This is a genomic window from Candidatus Thiopontia autotrophica (genome assembly GCA_014384675.1).
Taxonomy (GTDB): Bacteria; Pseudomonadota; Gammaproteobacteria.
The window spans coordinates 83,491-105,863 of record JACNFK010000024.1 but is presented as its reverse complement, the minus strand read 5'-3'; the positions used below and the strand labels follow the sequence as shown (position 1 = coordinate 105,863).

Genomic DNA, 22,373 nt, shown 5'->3' with positions numbered 1-22,373 from the left:
CCATGAAAATAAAGCTATTCAGTTTGCTGCCACTCTGGCTGTCGTTACTTGCAAGTGTACCGGCAGAGGCTGAGGTTGCTGTCCTGTTGCATGGCCTACTCAACAATAGCTCATCATGGGAACGCAGTGGTGCCATTGATGCACTCCAGCAGATGGGGTGGGAGCGGGCCGGGAGAGCCCAGGCAGGAGGTCCTACAGGGGTACTGATTTCACGTCCACCGCTAAAAAATCGTGGCAATCGAATCCTCTACCTTGCAGATATCCCCACACTGATTCCGCTTGAACAACAGAGCGAGCTACTGGAACAGATGCTGACCACCATATCCAACAACCACCCTGATGAACCAATATATCTGATTGGACACTCTGCAGGCGGAGTTGTCGCACGTATGGTTGTAGTAAGAAACAGAGTGCCAAACATCAACTCACTAATCACTATTGCCTCGCCCCATCAGGGATCCCCATACGCAAACTTTGCCTATGACCTTGCAACCCTGCCATTCCCCTTAAGCCTGTTACCCAAACTGATGGCTCACGACAAGTACCAGGTACTGAGAAGGTCTCGTCCCATGATAAAGGGTTTGACTCTGGCACGTCCTGGAACGCTACTGCACTGGTTAAATCAACAGCCCCATCCTGATATCAACTATTTCTCCATAATCCGCAGACAACCCCCATCAGAGGTTAATGATGCGCTGGTCCCTTTCTGGAGCCAGGATATGAACAACATACCAAAACTGCGTGGGCGCTCGGCAGCCATTCCAACTTTTGCACCACACCGTATAATCATGGATGATGGTTACCTGCTGGGTGGTCTACTTAACCGGCTAGTCACAAAAAAATAGGATGAAGATCATGTTATCTTCACACTCTCATTGCAGTTGATAGCTGTCTCCTGATGCTACCCCTGTTTTTGCCGATGCTCACCACCCATGATCGCTGTAAACTGATATTGAACAGGGTTAGATGAGTTTTTTTTTAAAATAACGAAAAAATCACTTCCCTTTTCATAACGGAGAGGACACAATGCATGCTCCTGTAGATTCATCACAATATCCTGTTGAAAATTTACCGGACAATTTTCAAACGAAAGAAGGAGAAACGCTGTAATGGCACCTAAAACTACTGCTGTAAAAGACGCATTCACCAAGGCTCAAACTATCGCTACTATTGCAGACGATACTGGTCTTTCCAAGAAGGCTGTATCTGATGTTCTGGCTAGTCTGGGAACAATCATTGAGCGTCATGTTAAACCACGTTCTGCTGGTCGCTTTGCTCTTCCAGGAATCATGACTATCAAACGTTACAAGAAGAAGGCTACCAAGGCTCGTGAAGGTCGTAACCCACAAACTGGTGAGTCTCTGACTATTGCTGCAAAGCCAGCGCATAATGCGCTCAAGATAACTCCAGCAAAAGCGCTGAAAGATATCGTGTAAGGTACTGCATCACCTTGATAAAAAAACCCGCAGTAGCGGGTTTTTTTATGTCCGTTCTTCAACCTTTTTGTAGGGACGTGGAGTAGCTCCACTATAAAGCTGGCGTGGACGTCCAATACGCTGGGATGGATCATCCAGCATCTCACTCCACTGTGCTATCCAGCCCGCAGTACGAGCCATGGCAAAGATAACTGTAAACATATTAAGCGGGATCCCAAGTGCCTTGAGAATAAGTCCTGAATAGAAATCCACATTAGGGTAGAGCTTTCTCTCTACAAAGTACTCATCTTCTAGTGCAATGCGCTCAAGCTCCAGAGCAGCCTCAAACAGTGGGGTATCCTTCTGGTCAAGCTCATCCAGCACATTATGGCAGGCTTCACGAATGATACGGGCTCGTGGATCATAATGCTTATACACCCTATGTCCAAACCCCATCAGCCTGAACTTGTCATCCTTTGATTTGGCTCGCTCTACATAAGAAGGTATAGCAGACTTTGTCCCGATCTCCTCCAGCATGTGGATCACTGCCTCATTTGCACCACCATGGGCTGGCCCCCAGAGTGAGGCGATACCGGCTGCAATTGAGGCAAATGGATTTGTGCCTGAACTTCCAGCCAAACGTACTGTAGATGTGCTGGCATTCTGTTCATGATCTGCATGGAGGATGAAAATTAGATCCATAGCTTTAGCTGCAACTGGATTCACCTTGTAGTCAACCGCAGGGGTTGCAAACATCATGTGGAGGAAATTTTCAGCGTATCCGAGACTGTTATCAGGATAGATGAATGGCTGCCCTACCGAATACTTGTAACTGTAGGCTGCTATTGTTGGCATCTTTGCAATCAGTCTGTGGGCAGAGATCTCGCGATGTTTGGGGTTCCTGATATCAATAGAGTCATGGTAAAAGGCAGAGAGTGCTCCAACTACACCAAGAGTAATGGCCATGGGGTGTGCATCATAGTGCATCCCTTCATAGAAGCGTCTGATCGCTTCGTTAACCATCGTATGCTCCTTGATAGTTTTCTCAAACTTTTCAAGCTGTTGTCCGGTTGGTAGCTCACCATCAAGCAGCAGGTAACAGGTCTCCAGATAACTGCTGTTGTCTGCTAACTCCTCAATGGCATATCCACGATAGAAAAGCTCCCCCTTGTCACCATCAATATAGGTGATGCTACTACGACAACTGGCGGTAGAGAGGTAACCGGGGTCATAGGTGAACATGCCGGTTTCGTTATAGAGCTGCTGAACATCTATTACATCCGGCCCGTAACTTCCTTCGATAACCGGAAGCACGACCACATCATCCATTTTATGATGATCATGATGGTCTCCTGACTCCACATTACGATTCAGACATATCTTCTTGTTCGTCATCAATATCTCTCCTCTATCATTATCTCTCCCCACAGTGTAGATTACTCCATAATCAGAATGACACAATTTATTACGACAGTTTTTTTACTCTTGGATCAAGCAGAATGGAAAGGTTTCTATTTGTCTATAGCTGGCTCAGCTCACTGACTGAAGGACGCTTCTTCAGGACAGGGTTCTCCAGCCTTCTCAGATTAAGCGCAATCGCACTTACGATCTATCTGATTGGTGATGCCATTGAGACCTGGCAGAAACTACTATCTGCAGACAATCAATCAGCGGGGATACTTCTTCCTGTAATTGTCCAGATTATCCTTTTTGTTGCAGGATACATGATGGTTCACCTTATGCTGTTGCGTGCAGCAGAGATTCGCTCTCTTTATGATCCACGTTATGCACTATCAGAGATCGTTACCGTACTGGCAAGACTTACTGGTGAGCTGCTATTTGTCATTACCCTGACAGTTACCATGATCACTGCGCTACAGACAATGGGGCTTCAGACCGGGATTCTGCTACCGGAACTACATAAGGTTCTTGCCCCTCTGCTCGAGCAGAGCAGCCTGGCATGGATTATAGGAACAGGGGCACTACTCGGTTTTATGCTACTGGTTGCAGGATACCTGGCAAGCGAGATTCTTGAGATGGTAATGAAGATGTCCAGAAACTCCGAACGCAGGCTATAGTCTTAATCTCATTACCAGATTTCACTACCGATCTTTTTTAGATAATCATGGTGTGCGGCCAGCTCATCAGCTGATGGCTTGATAACCCGCAAGTGGGGACGATCACTGGAGATGGGACGAATGGGCTCCACCCCGCCAAATTCTGCCAGTCCATCAAGGTCAAGCCCGGTCTGCCCTCCAGTCATGGAGAGATAGACCTCGGCCAGAATCTCCGAATCCAGCAGCGCACCATGCAAGGTACGTTGCGAGTTATCAATATCCAGACGCCTGCAGAGCGCATCAAGACTGTTTTTCTGCCCTGGATACTGTTTACGTGCCATCTGTAAACTGTCAGTAATCGTACATATCTCTTCCAGAGCTGGATGAGACGGATCCCACAACTTCAGTTCATGGTTTATAAAACCGACATCAAATGGGGCATTGTGAATAATGAGCTCTGCACCCTTCACATACTGAATAAAGTCATTTACTACATTCTCAAACCTTGGCTTGTCTTCAAGGAACTCATTGCTAATACCGTGCACCTCCATGGCTCCTGCATCAACCTCACGATCCGGCTGAATATACTGATGGTAGTGGTTGTCAGTAAGTCTACGGTTGACCATCTCAATACAACCGATCTCGATAATACGGTGCCCCTGTGACGGCTCCAGACCGGTTGTCTCCGTATCCAGTACTACCTGTCTCATAAGTTATTCGCCTCATCCATTCCCCTGTTCGCAAGCTCATCTGCAATTTCGTTTTCACGGTGGCCACTATGCCCCTTTACCCAGGCCCACTCCACCTGATGCATCTGCACCAGACTGTCCAGTTGTTGCCACAGATCAACATTCTTTACAGGTTTCCTGGCCGCAGTTTTCCAACCATTTTTCTTCCAGTTGTGAATCCATTCGGTGATGCCGCTTTTGACGTATTTTGAGTCTGTTGTAATCCGTAGTGGAACTGAACGTTTAACTGCCTCCAGTGCATGAATCACGGCTGACAGCTCCATACGATTATTGGTGGTATTGGATTCTCCACCCCACAGCTCCTTTTCCACCTCACCGTAACGCAGAAGAGCTCCCCACCCTCCAACTCCAGGGTTTCCTCTACAGCCACCATCTGTAAATATCTCAACCATAATTTCTTGATGCCACTGTGGCACGTTGTCTCCACCGTGAATGAATTCTGCTTAATGGGGTAACCCTTCTCTTGGCCACTAGCTGGTAGGCCCCTGTATTTAATCTTGACCTTCGCCATGAGAGGGTCAAAATCGGCAATATCCGTTGCTCTCTCACCTCATACCCCAAAAGAGCCAACCAATCCATGATCTTTCTTCTGGAGAGGCAGGTTGTCTCTTTACCAATACCAAGCAACCCCTGAATACTCCATGGTGAGAACCCATAAATCAGGAGCTCTCCATCTTCGTCAAGCACTCTGGTTACCTCACGCAATACCTGATGCGGATTGGCAGAATACTCCAGAACATGGGGCAGGATGACGGCAGTAAGTGACTCTGTTGCAATTGGCAACGCCTCACTTTCACCCTCCACAACAGCCCAGCTCTGCTCCTCGTAGATGGCTGTCGCCATTACAAAAGAGTGGTGAACCTCTTTCGCTTGCCTTGCAAAATTCTCCTTTGCCACCCCCAACTGCATCAGATGCATTCCATATACATTCGTTAATGCATCCCTATTCCACTCCCTCTCTTGTTGCAGCAAAAAATTGCCTGCCTCAGAGGTAAACCACTGCTCAAACTGATGACTGGAATTTAATCTTCTCAAGGCAAATATATGGAATCTGATCTGTATAAGGAAGCTCTGATTAAATCACTTCGTGACCCAATCAGATCTCCCGCACAAGTTATCCTATGGGGGAAGGGTTATGGTTCAGTATGTTACAATAACACCTGTAGAGCCCTTCCCCCAACCCCCCATCCCATTAATCTTTTTCAGAGGTGCTCTAAGCTTTGGATATAATACCAGAGCCATGACACAGTTCATAAAGGAAAAACAGCGCATTATTGGTAGAGGGATAATCTCACTACCCCTTATCCTGTTTGTGCTTCTATCTCTCTTCTCCACACTCAACAGCGCCTCTGCTGCACCATCAAGCAGCTCACTGTGGGATGAGGTGCGTAGTGGCTTTACTCTGAAAGAGAGAAAGGATCCACGCCTGATTCAGCATATTCTCTGGTTCAAGAATAATCCGGAATATCTGACCAGGGTACTGAACCGGGCCACTCCGTATCTCTATCATATTGTAAAGAGAGCAAAGAAGAGAAAACTCCCGCTGGAGCTTGTACTGTTACCGGCAATAGAGAGTGCATTCCGGGTTTATGCATACTCACCGGGAAATGCCTCTGGTCTTTGGCAATTTATTCCATCAACCGGCAAGAGCTACGGCCTCAAACAGAACTGGTGGATTGACGAGAGGCGCTCTCCGCTGGAGTCCACAGAAGCTGCCTTCTACTTTCTGCAGGATATGGCCAGAGAGTTTAATGGAGACTGGCTACTGGCACTAGCGGCATACAATACTGGTGCCGGAAATGTTCGCAAGGCGATGCGCGCCTATAACAAGGAGAGAGGACAAGTTGCCAATACCCACGTTGATTTCTGGGAACTAAAACTACCCAGAGAGACCAGGGGGTATGTTCCACGTCTATTGGCACTGGCTCGTTTCATAGAAGAGTCTGACAAGTATGGATATACATTGCCAGCAATACCAGACCATCCTCTAACCATCGCTGTAGAGACAAAACAGCAGATTGACATCTCGCTTGCTGCAAAACTTGCGGAACTCCCGCAGCAGGATATCTATCAACTCAATGCAGGACTCAACAGATGGGCAACACCACCTAATGGTCCTCACCAATTACTCCTTCCACACACTAATGCCGTTCTATTCAACGACAACCTCCAAAAGATAGATCGCAAGATGTTCACAAAATGGGATCGGCACATTGTGGCTGCCGGGGAGTCACTGAGTGAGATTGCCGAACAGTACAATTCAAATATTATCGCCATTCAGCAACGCAACAAGATTGATGGCCACACCATACTTACTGGAGATGCTCTTTTTATCCCTTCACCAATGGACCCATCCACCAGAAAACTGATGGACGACATATCCAAACACCCATCAGAACAGCCATACTTTATTGCCAAAATGGCCACCCAAACCATCACCTATAAAGTCAAACCAGATGACACCTTGAGTGAGATTGCAGAACAGTTTTATATATCCACAAAGGAGCTGATGCGACAGAATGGCATCAATGATGGCGACATCCTCAAAGCAGGAACAGTGCTTGCCATAACAATCAATGTTACCGAGACCTCACCAACCAGACCATGAACAAGCTGCTACAGAAACTGACAGATACCCTCTTCCTGCTAATAGTGGCAGCTCTTCCTCACCATCTGCTTTCACGTATTGTTCATGCAATTACCAGATCAGAAAACCGGCTACTATCACAAACACTGATTCGACTCGCCTGCAATCTCTACAAGATTGATCTGTCCATTGCTGCCAACCCTGAGATAAAAAGCTACCGCTCATTCAACTCGTTTTTTACCAGGGAGCTCAATCCAACATCCAGACCATTTTCCGGGGACGCAACAACACTAATCAGCCCTGTGGATGGAACTGTCAGTCAGCAGGGGGAGATCTGCCAGCAGGCCATATTTCAGGCAAAGGGACACAGTTTCAACCTTACAACCTTGCTTGGAGGCATCTCGGAACGTGCGACACCGTTCATGGATGGAAAATTCTCTACCATCTACCTCTCCCCTAGAAACTACCACCGTATTCATATGCCAACAGATGGCACTCTACGGGAGATGATCTATATCCCTGGTCGCCTCTACCCGGTGAATAACCCATCTACTCGTACCGTACCGGGCCTGTTTGCCAGAAACGAACGGGTAGCCACTCTATTTGATACGGCTGCGGGACCAATGGCGATGGTATTGGTTGGTGCACTCTTTGTAGGAAGCATTGAAACTGTATGGGCTGGAGAGATTACCCCACCGGGAACGAAATTTGTTCATACATGGAAATATGATGGGGATGGCGCAGAATCCATAACCCTGAAAAAAGGTGAAGAGATGGGACGCTTCAATATGGGATCCACAGTTATTCTTCTCTTTGGAAAAGAGGCAATCAATTTTGCAGACGAATTCCAAAGCGGTCTCCCCCTAAAGATGGGAGAGAGTATAGGAGGGTTTGATCAGACTGATTGATAAGGAAATGGCATTACCTCACTTATATGCTCTTTTCCCATTGATACCATCATTAGGCGCTCGACTCCCACAGCAACCCCAGAACACTCCGGCAACCCATCCTCCATGGCCGCAAGAAATTTCATATCTATTGGCACTATATCCATGCCATCCTCAGCACGCATCCCAAGTTCTCTCTCAAAACGTTTGCGCTGCTCTGCCGCATCTGTCAACTCACGGAAACCATTCGCAATCTCTATGCCATTCAGCATTAACTCAAAACGTTCTGCCACCCTTGGGTCATCCGGACTTATTCGTGCCAAAGCAGCCTGTGATGATGGATAGTGCGTAAGGAAAAAAGCGGCATGCGAAAGGCGCGGGATTACTGCCAGAACAAGAAAGTAGTCAATCCAGCCGTCCCACTCCAGCTCCATCTCTCCAGCTGATGGCAACCCCATTGCAACAGCTACATCCTTAAGTTGTTCTGCTGTTGTAGAGAGAAGATCATCAATTCCCACCACCTGCTGAAATGCCTCTGCAACAGTAAACCGCTCAATGGAGGGTAGATCAACAAAGTTGCTCACCAGCTCTTCTACCTCATCCATCAACTGCTCCATGGTGAAGTCAGGTCGATACCACTCAAGCATCATAAACTCTGGGTTATGATGCGGGCTTGCCTCTTCCGATCGAAACACTGGAGCCAATTGAAATATCGGACCTGTCCCTGCAGACAACAACCTCTTCATGAATAGCTCGGGTGAGGCCTGAAGGTATAGCGGTATCCCTATTGCTGTCTCGGTAGAGAAGGAGTCAATATGTGGATCCGTTGTCGCAGCAGTAGAGAGGATCGGGGTCTCTACCTCCAGCACATTACGCTCGGAGAAAAATGTGCGTATTGCACCAATAAAGGTTGCACGCTCTCGCAGCAACCCTACAGAATTATCATCATCACTCTTTGACACGAGCGACATACTCCCCAGTTCTTGTATCAACTCTGATCACCTCATTCTCTGCAACAAATAGTGGAACCCTTACTACAGCACCACTCTCCAATGTGGCTGGTTTGCCACCACCACCTGATGTATCTCCGCGCAGACCAGGATCTGTCTCGGTAATCTGCAACTCCACAAAATTTGGAGGAGTAATGGAGATGGGGTTGCCGTTCCACAATGTAACCAGACACATCTCCTGCCCCTTCAACCACTTTTCAGTATCACCCATAGCTGCATGGTCTGCTGCAATCTGTTCAAAACTATCAGGATGCATAAAATAGAACAGATCCCCATCTGTGTATGAGTACTGATACTCCTCCTCATGTACATCAGCACGCTCCAGGGACTCTCCTGACTTAAAGGTACGCTCCAATACCTTTCCGGCAATAAGTGATTTCAGTTTTACCCGATTAAATGCCTGTCCCTTCCCAGGTTTTACAATCTCGTTCTCAATAATGGAGCATGGTGCCCCATCAATCATAACCTTGAGCCCATTCCTGAATTCACTTGTACTTACTGTTGCCATAGCATCAAACCTGTAATTATTGGAAAATAGCCGACTATGATACCCGCTTCCCAAGTTATTGTGCAGTCCGATTCAACCTCTTCGTGGCAGAAGGAGATCGCTCAATCACTGCGCACAAAAAAAGAGCTTGTAGAGATGCTCGAACTATCAACAGACAACTTTTCAACAGTTGCAGATGGAGAACAGCAGTTCCCCATAAGGGCAACTACAAGCTATATACACCGCATAGAGAAGGGCAACTCTGACGATCCACTACTTAAACAGATAATGCCCTCAGTCGATGAGCTGGATATTGTGGATGGATACGGAACCGACCCGGTTGGTGATAGTGGAGCAATATGTGGCAACGGGGTTTTACAGAAATACCATGGCAGGGTTCTGCTTATTACAACCTCAGCCTGCGGCATCCACTGTCGCTACTGCTTTCGTCGTCACTACCCATATCGAGATCACACGCTGTCTGCCTCAAACGCCATGGATGCCATTGACCAGATAAGGTCAGACCATACCATCCATGAGGTTATCCTGAGCGGAGGAGATCCTCTTATGCTCAGCAACAACCGGCTTAATAAACTAATATCAAAACTGGAGACGATTCCTCACCTGCAGACCCTCAGAATCCACAGCAGAATGGCAGTCATTCTACCGAGCAGGATTGACAGCTCCCTGCTCACGTTACTCAAGGAGACGAGACTAAAGGTGGTCATGGTCATCCATAGCAACCATCCAAATGAACTGGACAGGGATGTTGAATCATCATTGAGAGCCATTGGTGATTCAAGAGTCACTCTATTGAATCAGTCCGTGCTGCTCAAGGGGGTGAATGATCGGGTATCGACACTTGAATCACTAAGCCACAGACTATTCGAGTGTGGGGTTCTTCCATACTACCTGCACATGTTGGATCGTGTTCAGGGTAGTCACCATTTCGAGGTTCCGGAGAGTACCGCATCTCTTCTCCTGGAAGAACTTGGCAGCCTTCTTCCTGGCTATCTTGTACCCAAACTTGTACGTGAGATTGAGGGAGAGCCCAGAAAAACCCCCGTTTAACGTCTTTTTTTGGTGAAATCCTTCAATCGTTGACGTTTACGAACCTGACGATCAGTAAGCTTGTTTTTCCTTCCCGCATAAGGGTTGCTTGAGGTTCTGAACTCAAGCCGAACCGGGGTGCCATCAAGCCTGAATGCCTTGCGAAACTGATTCATCAGATAACGACGGTATGCATTGGGAACAGAACTCAGCTGATTTCCATGAATCACTATCCTTGGAGGATTCTGCCCGCCCTGATGAGCATAACGCATCTTTATGCGATGACCATGAACCAGCGGTGGCGGATGTGCGGTAACGCTCTGTTCAAGTATTCTGGTCAACTCTGGAGTCTTCATCTCTTGCGTGGCTGAGCGATAGGCATCATTTACACTATCAAAAAGATCCCTGATTCCACTACCATGTAGCGCGGAGATGGTGTGGATGGTTGCATAATCCAGGAAGTGAAGACGACGCTCCAGCTCATCCCTGTTGCGCTCACGATCTGATGGATCCATGCCATCCCATTTATTGAATGCAATAACCAGGGCGCGGCCTGAATCGATAATCATACCCAGCAGAGTGGCATCCTGATCTGTCATTCCCTCTCTGGCATCCATTACCATAATGACAACATTGGAACGTTCAATAGCCTGAAAGGCCTTAATGACGCTGAACTTCTCGATAGCTTCATGAATCTTGCCGCGCCTTCTGACTCCAGCCGTATCGATCAAAAGATACTCTTTCCCATCCTCTTCAAACGGAACTTCAATACTATCCCTGGTTGTACCCGGCATATCATATGCGAGCAATCTATCCTCACCTATTAAACGGTTTATCAAGGTTGATTTACCAACATTTGGACGCCCCACAACAGCAACTCTGATGTTTGACTGATCCTCCTGATCACTATCTACAGTATGAGAAAATGGTTTAAGAACATTCTCTACCAGACTGAATATACGATGGTTATGTGCTGCAGATATTGCGTAAGGCTGACCTAGCGCCAGCGCATGAAATTCTGCTCCAGCAATATTCTCATCCAGCCCTTCTGTCTTGTTCACAACCAGGTGGACCGGCTTTCCCAACTGACGCAGTTGACGACCAATTGCCTCATCAGCAGCTGTCAGCCCACCACGACCATCCACTAAAAAGAGAACTGCATCTGCCTCCTCTACAGCAATCCATACCTGGTCCTCCATCAGAGACTCTATCCCTTCTGGATCATCACTCAGGCCACCGGTATCAACCACCATATAACGACGAGACTGGCCATCATCTCCATCAATGAGAGCAATCCCGTATTGGCGGTCCCGAGTCAATCCTGGAAGATCGGCCACCAGCGCATCACGGGTTCCTGTCAAGCGGTTGAAAAGGGTAGATTTACCAACGTTAGGGCGCCCCACCAGAGCAATAACCGGAATTGAGGTGCGAACGGATACTTCCTCATCCTGCGGACAGTCAGACATTTAAGCTAGCCTCTAGTCCTGAGTTACTGCAGAGAGCTTTCCGCCATTGCCGTAACTGATAACCTGATTCCGAAATGGGAGCGGTGTAGCGGAGACCCCGTCAGAATCGGTCTTTACTCTGCCTGCAAAATGGCCGTCTTCACCAGAGATCCAGTGCAGATAACCCTCAGCATCACCAACCACAAGATTTGTTCCAGAGACCAGAGGAGATGTCAGGTTGCGATTCTTCAATCCATCCTGTTTCCACAGTGCGCTCCCATCCTTGCGATCAAACGCCCATACATTTCCTTCTGCATCAGAGAGAAACAGGTACGGCCCATAAACTGTCGGAGCAGTCACTCCACTCAGCTTTCTCTTCCAGACCAGATCACCCTGCTCCCCATTTATAGCAGCAAGATCCCCTTGGTAACTAATTACATATACAACCCCATCAGCAACAGCTGGGTCTGCATCAATATCGACCATGCGTTCAATTTCCGTACGCCCCCTTGGAGAGGTAACACTCTTGACCCAGAGTTCACGCCCGTCCTGCAAACCAAGTGCAACCACCTCACCTCCATCAAGACCGGCATACACTATGTCACCAACTATTACTGGAGAGCTGGTTCCTCTCAGAGTGAGAACTGGTACCTCACGCTGGTATCGCCATATCTCCAGACCATCTTCTGCATTAACTCCGACCAGTTTTCCATCCACAGTACGAACCACAACAACACCGGCAGCGACCGCTGGAGGGGAGAGGATCTCGCTTAACAGCGAAATGGACCACCGATCTTGACCACCAATTCTATCCAGAGCAACCAGATTACCTGACTCGGTTCCAACATAAACATTACCTTCTCCTGTGGCCACTCCGGTCATAACCACCTCATCAAGCTCCCGCTCCCACACAGTGCTACCAGATGACAGCTTTACTGCGCTGACTGTACCATCGACAGACGCCGCATAAACCATCTCTCCAGATATCTTGTGCTTTAGATCTACCCACAATCCATCGGTTCCAGACCCCATAGATTTGTTCCAGGAGATTTTCGGATTCACCTTTTCAACAATATCTTCCAGAGATGCCGGGGCGTCGGGATCGTCATCACCTATCCACCCACCAACCTTGTCTCCTACTGAGTTGATTGTTGAGCATCCCGCCAGTACAACACCAGCCAGAAACAGGGATAACCATCTGATCCAGCGAAGCTGCATTACTGAGTCACCTCGGAGAGCTTCATCTCAAGAAGTGCTCGACGCTGATCTGTAGAATCTGCCAATTGAATTGCCTCAACATAAGCACTCTGAGCAGCTACGTGATCTCCCTTACGACTCAATGCATCACCTTTAATCTCGCTAAAGTGAGACGCATAAATACCATGCTCCTCATCAGAGAGTCGCTTCAGTGCGCTCTCTACATCACCCTCAGCAAGGTACAACCTGGCCATTCCAAGCTGAGCCAACTGACGCGGAGATTCAAAATTACTATTTTCCAATACCCACTGAAAGTGAACTCTTGCCGCAGCACCGTCTCCTCTCTCAACCTGCAGTGCAGCCAGCCCCAATGCACCATTAGCCGCATAAATTGTTCCTGGATATTGATCCATCAACTGGTTACCAAAACTCTCTGCCTGCTCGCTCTCTTTTTGAATAAGTGCGCTCTGCATCTGCTCAAAATATTGTGATGCCGCCATCCCCTGACTATCTACATACCCACTATACCCCTGCCAACCAAACAACAAGGCGAGGCCGATAACAACTCCGGCAACCGTAGAAGTTCCGTTCTCCTTCCACCACTTTTTCAGAACCTCAATCTCTTCCTGGTCCGCTGTATTGAATTCCATCTCTATCCTCTCTATCTCATCTATCGCCTACTCTGAATTTCCGTTTTCACGAAAACCACACTGGCACCTAATTATAACGTGACAATATGTTTGCCACATCATCTACTGAAACTGTTTGTTGCTCACTTTTGCCATGCAGATCCTTAATTGTGACCATTCCGCTAGCTGCCTCATCATCACCAATAACCAGTGCGAGACGAGCACCAGATCGATCTGCGCGCTTAAACTGGGTCTTGAAACTTCCTCCACCAAGGTTGGTTATCAATCTCAAACCCGGGACTGCACTTCTGATCATCTCTGCAACACCCAGCCCGACTGATGTTGCCTGCTCCCCGGCCAGGACCAGATATGCATGCGGTTTCTCTTCGCCAAAAGATAGTGACTGCTCCCTCATCAACTCAACCAGACGCTCCAGACCTATCGCAAAGCCTACTGCTGTTGTTGCCTTGCCTCCAATCTGTTCCACCAACCCATCATAACGACCACCTGCACAGATTGTCCCCTGAGCACCAAGTAGGTCTGTAACCCACTCAAAAACTGTTCTACCGTAATAATCCAACCCTCGCACCAGCCGTGGATTAACCTCATAACCGATATTCATGCTGTCCAGTGTTGTTTTTAGTTGTTCAAAATGGAGAAGATCCTCCTCGTCCAGAGAATCCTCAAGTACCGGAGCCTGTTCAATAACACTCTGCATTTCCGGATTTTTACTATCTAGAATACGCAGTGGATTACTCTCCAGCCTGCGCAGACTATCTTTATCAAGTTTATCCTGATGCCCTTTGAAGTATTCAACCAGGATATTCCTGTAGCGCTCACGGGAGTGTGCGGACCCCAATGAGTTGACCTGCAAGGTTACGCTATCTATCCCCAACTGTTGCCAGATTCGTGCTGAGATCGCGATCAGTTCAGCATCCACATCTGGCCCTTCAAGGCCAAATACCTCTACCCCCATCTGATGAAACTGACGATAACGTCCACGCTGAGGGCGTTCATGACGAAACATTGGGCCCATATACCAGAGACGCTGTGCCTGCCCCCTGAGCAGACTATTCTCTATTACCGCACGTACACACCCTGCAGTTCCTTCAGGCCTCAAGGTAAGGCTGTCACCATTGCGATCTTCAAAAGTGTACATCTCCTTTTCCACAATATCAGTAACCTCACCAATTGAACGCTTGAAAAGTTCCGTCTTTTCAACAATTGGCATACGAATCTCCTGGTAGCCATACTCTTTTAGCGTACTACGCATCACCCCTTCTACAAACTGCCAAAGTGGAGAGTTCTCGGGCAACAGATCGTTCATCCCTCGAATAGACTGTATTTTATTGCTCATCGGTTACTACTCACCTAATTGTTACCAAGTTGTTCCCGGATTTGACGCTCCAACACATCAACCAGCTCCTCGTTACCAGCCTTATGGTCAGGAATACCATTCAGGTAGATCAGATTTGGATCACCTCCGGTTACTGCAACCTGTACCTCTTTGGCCTCACCGGGCCCATTAACTACACATCCTATTACTGCCACATTGATCGGCTCAATCACATCCTCCAGACGCTCCTCCAGCCTGTTTACAGTATCAATGACATCAAAATTTTGCCGTGAACATGATGGGCAGGCAATAAGGTTTACCCCTTTGCTACGCAGATGAAGGCTCTTCAAAATATCAAAACCTACCTTTATCTCTTCAACCGGATCCGCCGCCAGGGAGACCCTAATTGTGTCTCCAATACCCTCGGACAGCAGTAATCCAAGCCCTATCGAGGACTTGACTGCCCCACTACGCAAACCACCCGCTTCTGTAATTCCGAGGTGGAGCGGTTGTGTAATCTGATCTGCCAGCAATCGGTATGCTGACACAGTCATAAAAACATCCGAGGCCTTCAGACTTATCTTGAAGTCCTGGAAATCGAGCTTATCAAGGTACTCTATATGACGAAACGCAGACTCCACCATTGCCTCCGGAGTTGGCTCCCGATACTTTTTCTGCAGATCTTTTTCCAGGGAACCGGCATTAACACCGATTCGAATCGGAATATCATGATCACGTGCAGAGGCAACCACCTCTCGTACCCTCTCCTCCTTGCCTATATTGCCTGGATTAATCCTCAGACAGTCCACCCCAAGTTCAGCAACACGCAATGCAATCTTGTGATCAAAGTGGATATCTGCAACCAGAGGAACTGATACCCTCTGTTTTATTACTCCAAAAGCCTCAGCCGCATCCATATCCGGCACAGAGACTCTTACAATATCAGCCCCCACCTGTTGTAACGCCTCTATCTGGGCAACCGTTGACTCCACATCTAATGTATTGGTGTTGGTCATGCTCTGTACAGAGATTGGGGCATCACCACCAACCGCAACTCCACCCACGTGGATCTTGCGAGAGACTCTACGTGACACAGGAGAGAGCGATGTCACTCATTGCTCTCCAGAACAAACTGGACTGTACCATCATCATTGATGTAGTTAAGAAAATCGAATGGCTTGCCATTGAATTTAATATCAACCCTGCTGGCTCCCAAATCAACCTTCAAAGGCAGTGGCCCCTTGAAATCCTTGATAGTGCCTGCATCCAGACTTCTCTTTACCAATACCCGTCCAAGACCGTCGGTAATTCTGGTCCATGCACTATCTATATACTGAATAGTCACAACTCCATCATTAACAGCTGGTTTGGTTGGTTTCACAGGTTTGGCGGCCTCTGTTTCCGTTGCCTCCGGACCACCGCTCTCAATATTTTCTGTCGATACCGATTCAACCACTACAGGCTGCTCATCCGCGGGATCACCTCCTGACAACAGCCAGAAAACCAGAACCAATGACAATAGTATGACAACGGGTGGCAATGGATTCTCTTTTACTTCATTAACCGGATCTTTTACAAAACTTCTGCCCCAATTACCTGCCGACTCAACAATTGATCCCAGCCTGGAGGCGAGATCAAAAGATGGTCTCTCGGCTTTATCTCCGCCAATCTCTCTGGGGGGGGTGGTACCTAGTGAGGAGACATTAACACTTGTCTCTTTTGCACCTGTCTCAACCTTTAGGTAACGCGCATAGTTTCTGATAAATCCTTTGAAAAATACATCTGGAAGAGCTCTTGGTGGCTTTCTTCCCTCTTCAATGGCCACAAGAACCGACTCTTCCACCTTGAGCTGGTGAGAAACATCAGCCAGCTCGACCCCCTGCTCCAATCTGGCCTCACGCAGGCGCTCCCCCAATGGCTTCTCGAACAACTCACCCTGATCAACCACACCATTTTTGTTTTTCTCGCTCATTTCATCTCATCTCCACAAATTTCACTATTCCTGGTAGCAACATCCGGGGTTTTGTAGTCAGGATTATTGATCGCCATACCGAAGTAGATGGCCGCCTCCCGGTGACGCCCCTGACGACACAGCAACACACCATATCCATTCTGTGCCTCCGGATATGGCTTGTCCTCTCTCATTGCCCGCATAAAGTGCTGTTCGGCTCTCTCCTCACTCCCCTTTTTCAGATACAACAGTGCCAATGCATACTGTATCTCAGGATCATCCGGCTTGATTGATTGCGCCTTTTCCAGGTTAACCAGAGCCATATCCATATACCCCTGCTCCATATAAGCAACCCCCAATTCCAGCTGTAATTGTGCCACCTTTGCCGACTTTTTTTGGGATTTTATGGTTGTTGCACAAGAAGATAAAACAGTCGCTACCATTATGACAAAAACCAGCCTCAAAACCAGAGATACTTTAGCCTGCATTATCCTGAGGAACCTCTGAAAAAGCTTGATGGGAGCGAACAACCACATACTGTTATTTATATTTAATGTCATTAGCTTGCGACAATTTGTAGCGGTCAACTGTGGAGTTCAGGATTATCAGACCTTCTGGTTCGATCCTTGAACTGTCCAGCCAACTGGCCACATGCCGCCTCAATATCCTCCCCTCTGGTTTTTCTGGTGACTGTTGTAATGCCAGCCTGAATCAGAACAGAACGGAACCTGTCAATAGCCTCTGATGATGGACGTTCATACTGCCCACCAGGATATGGATTGTATGGGATCAGATTAACCTTGGAAGGCACTGTACGTAACAGCGAAACCAGTGCCGCTGCATCCTCTCTACTGTCATTAATGCCGCCCAACAAAATATACTCGATAGTAACCCGACTTCTCGGAGAACCATCGACATAACGTCTACATGCATCCATCAACTCCTCTAACGGATATTTCCGGTTGATGGGGACAAGTTGATCCCTCAGCTTATTATTTGTAGCATGGAGCGAGACTGCAAGACTGACATGACACGTCTCCTTGAGACGATCCATCATTGGAACCACTCCAGAGGTGCTAAGGGTTATTCTTCTGCGAGAGAGTCCATAGGCGAAATCCTCCTTCATCAACTCCATGGCGGAGACCACGGAGTCGAAATTCAGCAACGGCTCCCCCATTCCCATCAACACTACATTGGTGATAACTCGCTGATGTGACCCTGGGCCCTCACGCCCTAGCAGCCTGTCTGCCACCCACAGTTGCGCAATAATCTCTGCAGAAGAGAGGTTACGGCTGTAACCATGTTGTGCTGTATTACAGAATGTACAGTTAAGTGAGCACCCAACCTGAGAAGAGATGCACAAGGTACCACGCCCCTTCTCCGGGATGAAAACGGTCTCTACCGAATTCCCGTCCTCCAGTTCAAGTAGCCACTTGCGAGTACCATCAGTAGAGATGCGGTCGGCAATAACCTCTGGAATCTGAACAACAGATATATCCGTTAGCTTCTCACGCAGAGTTTTGCTCAGATTTGTCATTTGAGCAAAATCTGCAACCCCCTGCTGATGGATCCATTTCAGCACCTGAGAAGCACGAAAGGCCTTCTCACCATGCTCGGCAAAGAAGGCCTCCAGTTGTGTACGGTTTAACCCCAGTAAATTAACGGGTGCGTTCACAGACTCCCTCTGGGAAGAAATATTCGATCTCCTGTGCTGCAGTCTCAGGAGCATCGGAACCATGTACGGCATTCTCGTCCAGGGTATCGGCAAAGTCTGCACGGATAGTGCCTTCAGCCGCCTCCTGTGGATTGGTAGCCCCCATAATCTCACGATTCTTGGTGATCGCACCCTCCCCCTCCAGAACCTGAACCATTACAGGGCCAGAAGTCATGAACTCAACCAGGTCATTGTAGAAAGGACGCTCCTTGTGCACAGCATAGAAGCCACCAGCCTGCTCTTTGGTCATATGCACCATTTTCGAGGCAACGATACGCAGACCGTTAGACTCAAAACGGGAATAGATCTTGCCAATTACATTCTTGGCTACAGCATCTGGTTTGATAATCGAAAAAGTGCGTTCAATCGCCATGGGTTCTTTTCTCCATAAAAAATCGACCCGCATCAATGCGGGCCTCAGTCATAAAAATTCAGCTCAAAATCCGAGCGCAGATTTTACCACTAATCACGCTCTTCGATCCACGACATCTGAATCGCCTCCAGCACTTTTTCCCCACCATGGTCAGGGTTGTCGGAAAACCCTTCCAGCTCCAACACAAAACGGTGCAGATCAACGAAGTTAATCGTCATCGGATCCATATCCGGATAGGCCTCATCCAATTCAATGGCAATATCATGTACATCTGTCCATCTTAAATTCATCTTAAAACTCTCATTTAATAGCTCAGGAAGCTCTTATCAGGTCATCCCCGCGCAGGCAGGAGACGAAGTAACCGAGGCACGAGGCGGGCTGATTACCTGGAGACGACTACTTAATTGTTTTCAGAAACCATGTTAATAGTATATTTAGGTATCTCAACCACCAGATCCTCATCTGCAACCACCGCCTGACAACTCAACCTGGAATCAAGGTCAAGCCCCCAAGCCTTGTCAAGCATATCATCCTCAGCCTCCTCATTCTCATTCAGAGAGTCCCCACCCTCTCGAACGTAACAGTGACAGGTGGTACAGGCACAGCTTTTTTCACAAGCATGTTCAAGCTCTACATCATTCTCCAACAGCGCATCAAGTATGGTTGTTCCAATCTCCGCCTCAATAACAGCCCCCTCAGGACAGAGCTCTTCGTGTGGCAATACAATTATCTGCGTCATTTCCCCTCTCCTATCTCATCCACACTTTTTCCAGATAAGGCATCATGAACTGAGCGATCCATTCTTCGAGCCGCATAAAATTCGCTCTCTCTATTGGTTTTCTCAATGGCCTTTTCTATCTCATCTCTATTGTCACCCAAGGAGATTTCACGCAGTCTGGCAATCAACTCTTCAAGTCGGGCCCTCTCATCACCACTCAATAAGGAGTCACCATCCTGCTGGAGTGCTGCCTCTAATGCGACAATGGTTCTGTCAGCTTCCACCTGTTGCTCTCGCAACATTCTCATATCACGGTCAGCCTCGGCAAAACGGTAAGAATCCTTTAGCATACCTTCTACTTCACCATCGCTTAGTCCATAGGATGGTTTTACCTCAATCTCCGCCTCCACCCCGCTATTCTCTTCTCGTGCAGAGACAGAGAGCAAGCCGTCTGCATCAACCTGAAAAGTTACCCGTATCCTGGCCGCCCCAGCCACCATTGGTGGAATGCCTCTCAACTCAAAACGGGCCAACGAACGGTTATCCTCAACCATCTCACGCTCACCCTGAACAACATGGATCGACATTGCTGTCTGTCCATCCTTGAAAGTGGTGAACTCCTGCGCTCTGGCAACCGGTATTGTGGTATTTCTGGGGATTACCACCTCTGTCATTCCACCCATAATCTCCAGACCAAGAGAGAGTGGTGTCACATCAAGCAGCAACAGCTCACCATCCTTTTTGTTGCCAACCAGAATATCAGCCTGAATGGCGGCACCTAGAGCTACCACACGTTCGGGATCGATTCCCTGCAGTGGAGTCTGCTCAAAAAACGTCTCCATCTCTTTTCTAACCAGAGGAACTCTTGTAGAACCTCCAACCAACACTATCTCGTTAATCTCATCTCTCTCTACACCGGCATCACGTATTGCGCGTCGCACAATTCTCATGGTCTTCTTAACAACTGGCGCAACCAGCTCATCAAATTGCTCTCTTGTAAGCACCCCCTGCCACACCGCTGAATTACCATGTTGCAGAGTCAATTCAACCTCTTCAGATTTGGTCAATGCCTCCTTTGCATTGCGGGCCTCTGTCAACAGATACTGAAGAGACAAGGTCTCATCTCCTGCCTCTCTACTCATCCACTCCGCAACCAGATGATCCATGTCATCTCCGCCCAACACCGCATCACCACCAGTTGAGAGCACCTCAAAAACCCCACGGGTCAGGCGCAGAATTGAGATATCAAAGGTGCCTCCACCAAAATCATAAACGGCATGGATCCCCTCTGGCTGTGAATCCAGGCCATATGCAACTGCTGCTGCAGTTGGCTCGTTAAGCAGGCGCAACACATTCAATCCTGCCAATTTTGCAGCATCCTTGGTTGCCTGACGCTGCGCATCATCAAAGTATGCAGGAACTGTAATAACAACCCCCTCCAGATCACTACCCAGAGTACTTTCTGCACGTCTGTTGAGAACAGAGAGGATCTCTGCCGAAACCTCAATAGGGCTAACCGCACCTGCAGCTGTCTTGATTCTTGGGACTGATGATTGGGTCTCAATAAACGAGTATGGATACTGCCTTGATACGTCTTTAAGCTCTTCAACACTCTTGCCCATGATGCGCTTGATTGACACTAGTGTATTAATTGGGTCATCTACAGCAGATTCACGCGCTAAATATCCAACGGTTGGGGCTTTCGACCCTGCATGATATCTAACTACAGATGGAAGCATATGCTCTCCATTATCATCTGGCAGGGTTTCGGCAGATCCACTACGCACAGAGGCAACCAATGAATTGGTTGTGCCCAAATCAATCCCTGCTGCAAGATGATGCTGATGTGGTGCGGACGATTGTCCAGGTTCGGAAATCTGTAACAGTGCCATGGAGACCTCTTAAATTAAATCATCCAGCATGGTTTCTGCCTGATGGTAGAGACGGCTGAAGAATTGCATTCTCTGGATAGTTTGACGTGCCTCTTCATGCGAGCTCTCCCATTGCCGGGTAAATTGTTCACCCTGTTCTCTGATGCGCTCATCCATCTGCATTACAAAGCGGTCAAGAGCACTCCCTGGATCACTGCCGTGCTGGATCTCATCCAGCTCCTCACGCAGCTCCATCTGCTCCAGCAGAAACTGGTTGTCACGAAGAGTCTCTCCATCTGTACCCAGATCGACTTCATTCAGCTCCAAGAGATAACGTGCCCGCTCAATCGGGTCGCGTAACACACGGTTTCCTTCATTGATCCTCGAGGCCATCTGCAGCGAAAGTCTGCGCTCTTGTGCTGAAGAGCTGGCAAAGCGATCAGGATGAAACAACTGTTGTAGCTCACGATAACTTTCCGCAAGCCTTCCCTTGTCAACTGAGTAGCTGACAGGAATCCCAAACAGTTCGAAGTAGTTGGTTGTAAGATCCATAAGGCTCAAACATTAAAGCTCTCACCACACCCACAGCTGTTTTTTACATTAGGGTTATTGAACTGAAAGCCCTCGTTCAGCCCCTCTTTCCCGTAATCCAGCTCTGTACCATCCAGATATACCATACTCTTTGGGTCAACGATTATCTTGACACCATCCAGCTCAAATATCTGGTCATCATCCTCAACCTCATCGACAAACTCGAGCACATAGGCCATACCGGAACATCCAGATGTTTTTACTCCAAGGCGCAGGCCAACACCCTGGCCACGATTATCCAGAAAACTCTTAACCCGTTCTGCTGCTGCAGATGTCATTGTAATTGCCATCTCTAATTCCTAGTCT

At 48.0% G+C, this 22,373-nt stretch carries 26 protein-coding genes; 6 read left to right on the top strand and 20 right to left on the bottom strand.

The genetic code is table 11. The annotated features are described in order from the left end of the window. Positions 1 to 2 precede the first annotated feature (2 nt). Both H8D24_04180 and H8D24_04175 read left to right on the top strand, forming a co-directional pair. Positions 3 to 845 (top strand): alpha/beta fold hydrolase, encoded by an 843-nt coding sequence (locus H8D24_04180; protein ID MBC8519590.1) that lies wholly within the window; start codon positions 3 to 5, stop codon positions 843 to 845. A gap of 264 nt (positions 846 to 1,109) precedes the next feature. Next, on the top strand, positions 1,110 to 1,436 hold the full coding sequence (locus H8D24_04175; protein ID MBC8519589.1) for an HU family DNA-binding protein: 327 nt from the start codon (positions 1,110 to 1,112) through the stop codon (positions 1,434 to 1,436). A 45-nt stretch (positions 1,437 to 1,481) separates the two neighbouring features. Here the strand turns inward: H8D24_04175 and gltA are convergent, their stop codons facing one another. After that, a complete protein-coding gene (gltA, locus tag H8D24_04170; protein ID MBC8519588.1) occupies positions 1,482 to 2,744 on the bottom strand; it encodes a citrate (Si)-synthase in 1,263 nt (420 codons plus the stop codon). A 170-nt stretch (positions 2,745 to 2,914) separates the two neighbouring features. Here gltA and H8D24_04165 point away from each other — a divergent pair, with 170 nt between their 5' ends. After that, a complete protein-coding gene (locus tag H8D24_04165; GenBank protein MBC8519587.1) occupies positions 2,915 to 3,493 on the top strand; it encodes a hypothetical protein in 579 nt (192 codons plus the stop codon). An 11-nt stretch (positions 3,494 to 3,504) separates the two neighbouring features. Here H8D24_04165 and dnaQ read toward each other — a convergent pair whose 3' ends face one another. The 3 genes from dnaQ to H8D24_04150 are packed head-to-tail and all read right to left on the bottom strand — an operon-like array spanning position 3,505 to position 5,256. Further along, positions 3,505 to 4,182 carry a DNA polymerase III subunit epsilon gene (dnaQ, locus tag H8D24_04160; protein ID MBC8519586.1) on the bottom strand — a complete coding sequence of 226 codons (678 nt, stop codon included), beginning with the start codon at positions 4,180 to 4,182 and terminating at the stop codon, positions 3,505 to 3,507. Then, positions 4,179 to 4,613 (bottom strand): ribonuclease HI, encoded by a 435-nt coding sequence (rnhA, locus tag H8D24_04155; protein MBC8519585.1) that lies wholly within the window; start codon positions 4,611 to 4,613, stop codon positions 4,179 to 4,181. The genes dnaQ and rnhA overlap by 4 nt, the downstream gene beginning before the upstream one ends. Further along, positions 4,606 to 5,256 carry a methyltransferase domain-containing protein gene (locus H8D24_04150; protein MBC8519584.1) on the bottom strand — a complete coding sequence of 217 codons (651 nt, stop codon included), beginning with the start codon at positions 5,254 to 5,256 and terminating at the stop codon, positions 4,606 to 4,608. The genes rnhA and H8D24_04150 overlap by 8 nt, the downstream gene beginning before the upstream one ends. A gap of 205 nt (positions 5,257 to 5,461) precedes the next feature. Here H8D24_04150 and H8D24_04145 point away from each other — a divergent pair, with 205 nt between their 5' ends. Both H8D24_04145 and psd read left to right on the top strand, forming a co-directional pair. Beyond that, a complete protein-coding gene (locus H8D24_04145; protein ID MBC8519583.1) occupies positions 5,462 to 6,829 on the top strand; it encodes a transglycosylase SLT domain-containing protein in 1,368 nt (455 codons plus the stop codon). Next, positions 6,826 to 7,716 carry a phosphatidylserine decarboxylase gene (gene psd, locus H8D24_04140; GenBank protein ID MBC8519582.1) on the top strand — a complete coding sequence of 297 codons (891 nt, stop codon included), beginning with the start codon at positions 6,826 to 6,828 and terminating at the stop codon, positions 7,714 to 7,716. The genes H8D24_04145 and psd overlap by 4 nt, the downstream gene beginning before the upstream one ends. Here the strand turns inward: psd and genX are convergent. Beyond that, a complete protein-coding gene (gene genX / locus H8D24_04135; protein MBC8519581.1) occupies positions 7,704 to 8,666 on the bottom strand; it encodes an EF-P lysine aminoacylase GenX in 963 nt (320 codons plus the stop codon). The two genes, psd and genX, sit on opposite strands and share 13 nt — an antisense overlap. Continuing rightward, positions 8,644 to 9,213, bottom strand: a complete 570-nt coding sequence (gene efp / locus H8D24_04130; GenBank protein ID MBC8519580.1) for an elongation factor P — start codon at positions 9,211 to 9,213, stop codon at positions 8,644 to 8,646. The genes genX and efp overlap by 23 nt, the downstream gene beginning before the upstream one ends. 36 nt (positions 9,214 to 9,249) lie before the next feature. Here efp and epmB point away from each other — a divergent pair, with 36 nt between their 5' ends. Beyond that, complete coding sequence (gene epmB / locus H8D24_04125; protein MBC8519579.1) at positions 9,250 to 10,263, top strand: EF-P beta-lysylation protein EpmB; 1,014 nt, start codon at positions 9,250 to 9,252, stop codon at positions 10,261 to 10,263. Here the strand turns inward: epmB and der are convergent. From der to iscA, 14 genes are all read right to left on the bottom strand, one after another. Continuing rightward, complete coding sequence (gene der, locus H8D24_04120; protein ID MBC8519578.1) at positions 10,260 to 11,708, bottom strand: ribosome biogenesis GTPase Der; 1,449 nt, start codon at positions 11,706 to 11,708, stop codon at positions 10,260 to 10,262. The two genes, epmB and der, sit on opposite strands and share 4 nt — an antisense overlap. A gap of 12 nt (positions 11,709 to 11,720) precedes the next feature. After that, positions 11,721 to 12,905 (bottom strand): outer membrane protein assembly factor BamB, encoded by a 1,185-nt coding sequence (gene bamB, locus H8D24_04115; GenBank protein ID MBC8519577.1) that lies wholly within the window; start codon positions 12,903 to 12,905, stop codon positions 11,721 to 11,723. Further along, on the bottom strand, positions 12,905 to 13,534 hold the full coding sequence (locus H8D24_04110; protein ID MBC8519576.1) for a tetratricopeptide repeat protein: 630 nt from the start codon (positions 13,532 to 13,534) through the stop codon (positions 12,905 to 12,907). The genes bamB and H8D24_04110 overlap by 1 nt, the downstream gene beginning before the upstream one ends. A 67-nt stretch (positions 13,535 to 13,601) precedes the next feature. Next, positions 13,602 to 14,870 (bottom strand): histidine--tRNA ligase, encoded by a 1,269-nt coding sequence (gene hisS / locus H8D24_04105; protein MBC8519575.1) that lies wholly within the window; start codon positions 14,868 to 14,870, stop codon positions 13,602 to 13,604. A gap of 14 nt (positions 14,871 to 14,884) precedes the next feature. After that, entirely contained in the window at positions 14,885 to 15,961 is a 1,077-nt protein-coding gene (gene ispG / locus H8D24_04100) for a flavodoxin-dependent (E)-4-hydroxy-3-methylbut-2-enyl-diphosphate synthase (GenBank protein MBC8519574.1), read from the bottom strand. After that, on the bottom strand, positions 15,958 to 16,821 hold the full coding sequence (locus H8D24_04095) for a helix-turn-helix domain-containing protein (protein MBC8519573.1): 864 nt from the start codon (positions 16,819 to 16,821) through the stop codon (positions 15,958 to 15,960). Before H8D24_04095 ends, ispG begins: the two co-directional genes overlap by 4 nt. Beyond that, entirely contained in the window at positions 16,818 to 17,288 is a 471-nt protein-coding gene (locus tag H8D24_04090; GenBank protein MBC8519572.1) for a tetratricopeptide repeat protein, read from the bottom strand. Before H8D24_04090 ends, H8D24_04095 begins: the two co-directional genes overlap by 4 nt. Before the next feature lie 95 nt (positions 17,289 to 17,383). Next, positions 17,384 to 18,529 (bottom strand): 23S rRNA (adenine(2503)-C(2))-methyltransferase RlmN, encoded by a 1,146-nt coding sequence (rlmN, locus tag H8D24_04085; protein MBC8519571.1) that lies wholly within the window; start codon positions 18,527 to 18,529, stop codon positions 17,384 to 17,386. Next, positions 18,459 to 18,887 carry a nucleoside-diphosphate kinase gene (ndk, locus tag H8D24_04080; GenBank protein MBC8519570.1) on the bottom strand — a complete coding sequence of 143 codons (429 nt, stop codon included), beginning with the start codon at positions 18,885 to 18,887 and terminating at the stop codon, positions 18,459 to 18,461. The genes rlmN and ndk overlap by 71 nt, the downstream gene beginning before the upstream one ends. 89 nt (positions 18,888 to 18,976) lie before the next feature. After that, the gene (gene iscX, locus H8D24_04075) at positions 18,977 to 19,177 is read right to left on the bottom strand and encodes a Fe-S cluster assembly protein IscX (protein MBC8519569.1); all 201 of its coding nucleotides are present in this window, start codon (positions 19,175 to 19,177) and stop codon (positions 18,977 to 18,979) included. Between the two features lie 110 nt (positions 19,178 to 19,287). Beyond that, complete coding sequence (fdx, locus tag H8D24_04070; GenBank protein MBC8519568.1) at positions 19,288 to 19,626, bottom strand: ISC system 2Fe-2S type ferredoxin; 339 nt, start codon at positions 19,624 to 19,626, stop codon at positions 19,288 to 19,290. Next, positions 19,623 to 21,497, bottom strand: a complete 1,875-nt coding sequence (hscA, locus tag H8D24_04065; GenBank protein MBC8519567.1) for a Fe-S protein assembly chaperone HscA — start codon at positions 21,495 to 21,497, stop codon at positions 19,623 to 19,625. The genes fdx and hscA overlap by 4 nt, the downstream gene beginning before the upstream one ends. 9 nt (positions 21,498 to 21,506) lie before the next feature. Next, positions 21,507 to 22,037 (bottom strand): Fe-S protein assembly co-chaperone HscB, encoded by a 531-nt coding sequence (gene hscB / locus H8D24_04060; protein MBC8519566.1) that lies wholly within the window; start codon positions 22,035 to 22,037, stop codon positions 21,507 to 21,509. Next, positions 22,034 to 22,357, bottom strand: a complete 324-nt coding sequence (iscA, locus tag H8D24_04055) for an iron-sulfur cluster assembly protein IscA (GenBank protein ID MBC8519565.1) — start codon at positions 22,355 to 22,357, stop codon at positions 22,034 to 22,036. Before iscA ends, hscB begins: the two co-directional genes overlap by 4 nt. Between the last annotated feature and the right edge of the window lie 16 nt (positions 22,358 to 22,373).

Bases quoted from the DNA above. Each gene is read 5' to 3' on its own strand.
- H8D24_04180 (MBC8519590.1), top strand. From the start codon at position 3: ATGAAAATAAAGCTATTCAGTTTGCTGCCACTCTGGCTGTCGTTACTT.
- H8D24_04175 (MBC8519589.1), top strand. From the start codon at position 1,110: ATGGCACCTAAAACTACTGCTGTAAAAGACGCATTCACCAAGGCTCAA.
- gltA (MBC8519588.1), bottom strand. From the start codon at position 2,744: ATGGATGATGTGGTCGTGCTTCCGGTTATCGAAGGAAGTTACGGGCCG.
- H8D24_04165 (MBC8519587.1), top strand. From the start codon at position 2,915: ATGGAAAGGTTTCTATTTGTCTATAGCTGGCTCAGCTCACTGACTGAA.
- dnaQ (MBC8519586.1), bottom strand. From the start codon at position 4,182: ATGAGACAGGTAGTACTGGATACGGAGACAACCGGTCTGGAGCCGTCA.
- rnhA (MBC8519585.1), bottom strand. From the start codon at position 4,613: ATGGTTGAGATATTTACAGATGGTGGCTGTAGAGGAAACCCTGGAGTT.
- H8D24_04145 (MBC8519583.1), top strand. From the start codon at position 5,462: ATGACACAGTTCATAAAGGAAAAACAGCGCATTATTGGTAGAGGGATA.
- psd (MBC8519582.1), top strand. From the start codon at position 6,826: ATGAACAAGCTGCTACAGAAACTGACAGATACCCTCTTCCTGCTAATA.
- genX (MBC8519581.1), bottom strand. From the start codon at position 8,666: ATGTCGCTCGTGTCAAAGAGTGATGATGATAATTCTGTAGGGTTGCTG.
- efp (MBC8519580.1), bottom strand. From the start codon at position 9,213: ATGGCAACAGTAAGTACAAGTGAATTCAGGAATGGGCTCAAGGTTATG.
- epmB (MBC8519579.1), top strand. From the start codon at position 9,250: ATGATACCCGCTTCCCAAGTTATTGTGCAGTCCGATTCAACCTCTTCG.
- der (MBC8519578.1), bottom strand. From the start codon at position 11,708: ATGTCTGACTGTCCGCAGGATGAGGAAGTATCCGTTCGCACCTCAATT.
- bamB (MBC8519577.1), bottom strand. From the start codon at position 12,905: ATGCAGCTTCGCTGGATCAGATGGTTATCCCTGTTTCTGGCTGGTGTT.
- H8D24_04110 (MBC8519576.1), bottom strand. From the start codon at position 13,534: ATGGAATTCAATACAGCGGACCAGGAAGAGATTGAGGTTCTGAAAAAG.
- hisS (MBC8519575.1), bottom strand. From the start codon at position 14,870: ATGAGCAATAAAATACAGTCTATTCGAGGGATGAACGATCTGTTGCCC.
- H8D24_04095 (MBC8519573.1), bottom strand. From the start codon at position 16,821: ATGAGCGAGAAAAACAAAAATGGTGTGGTTGATCAGGGTGAGTTGTTC.
- H8D24_04090 (MBC8519572.1), bottom strand. From the start codon at position 17,288: ATGCAGGCTAAAGTATCTCTGGTTTTGAGGCTGGTTTTTGTCATAATG.
- rlmN (MBC8519571.1), bottom strand. From the start codon at position 18,529: ATGCTCCTGAGACTGCAGCACAGGAGATCGAATATTTCTTCCCAGAGG.
- ndk (MBC8519570.1), bottom strand. From the start codon at position 18,887: ATGGCGATTGAACGCACTTTTTCGATTATCAAACCAGATGCTGTAGCC.
- iscX (MBC8519569.1), bottom strand. From the start codon at position 19,177: ATGAATTTAAGATGGACAGATGTACATGATATTGCCATTGAATTGGAT.
- fdx (MBC8519568.1), bottom strand. From the start codon at position 19,626: ATGACGCAGATAATTGTATTGCCACACGAAGAGCTCTGTCCTGAGGGG.
- hscA (MBC8519567.1), bottom strand. From the start codon at position 21,497: ATGGCACTGTTACAGATTTCCGAACCTGGACAATCGTCCGCACCACAT.
- iscA (MBC8519565.1), bottom strand. From the start codon at position 22,357: ATGGCAATTACAATGACATCTGCAGCAGCAGAACGGGTTAAGAGTTTT.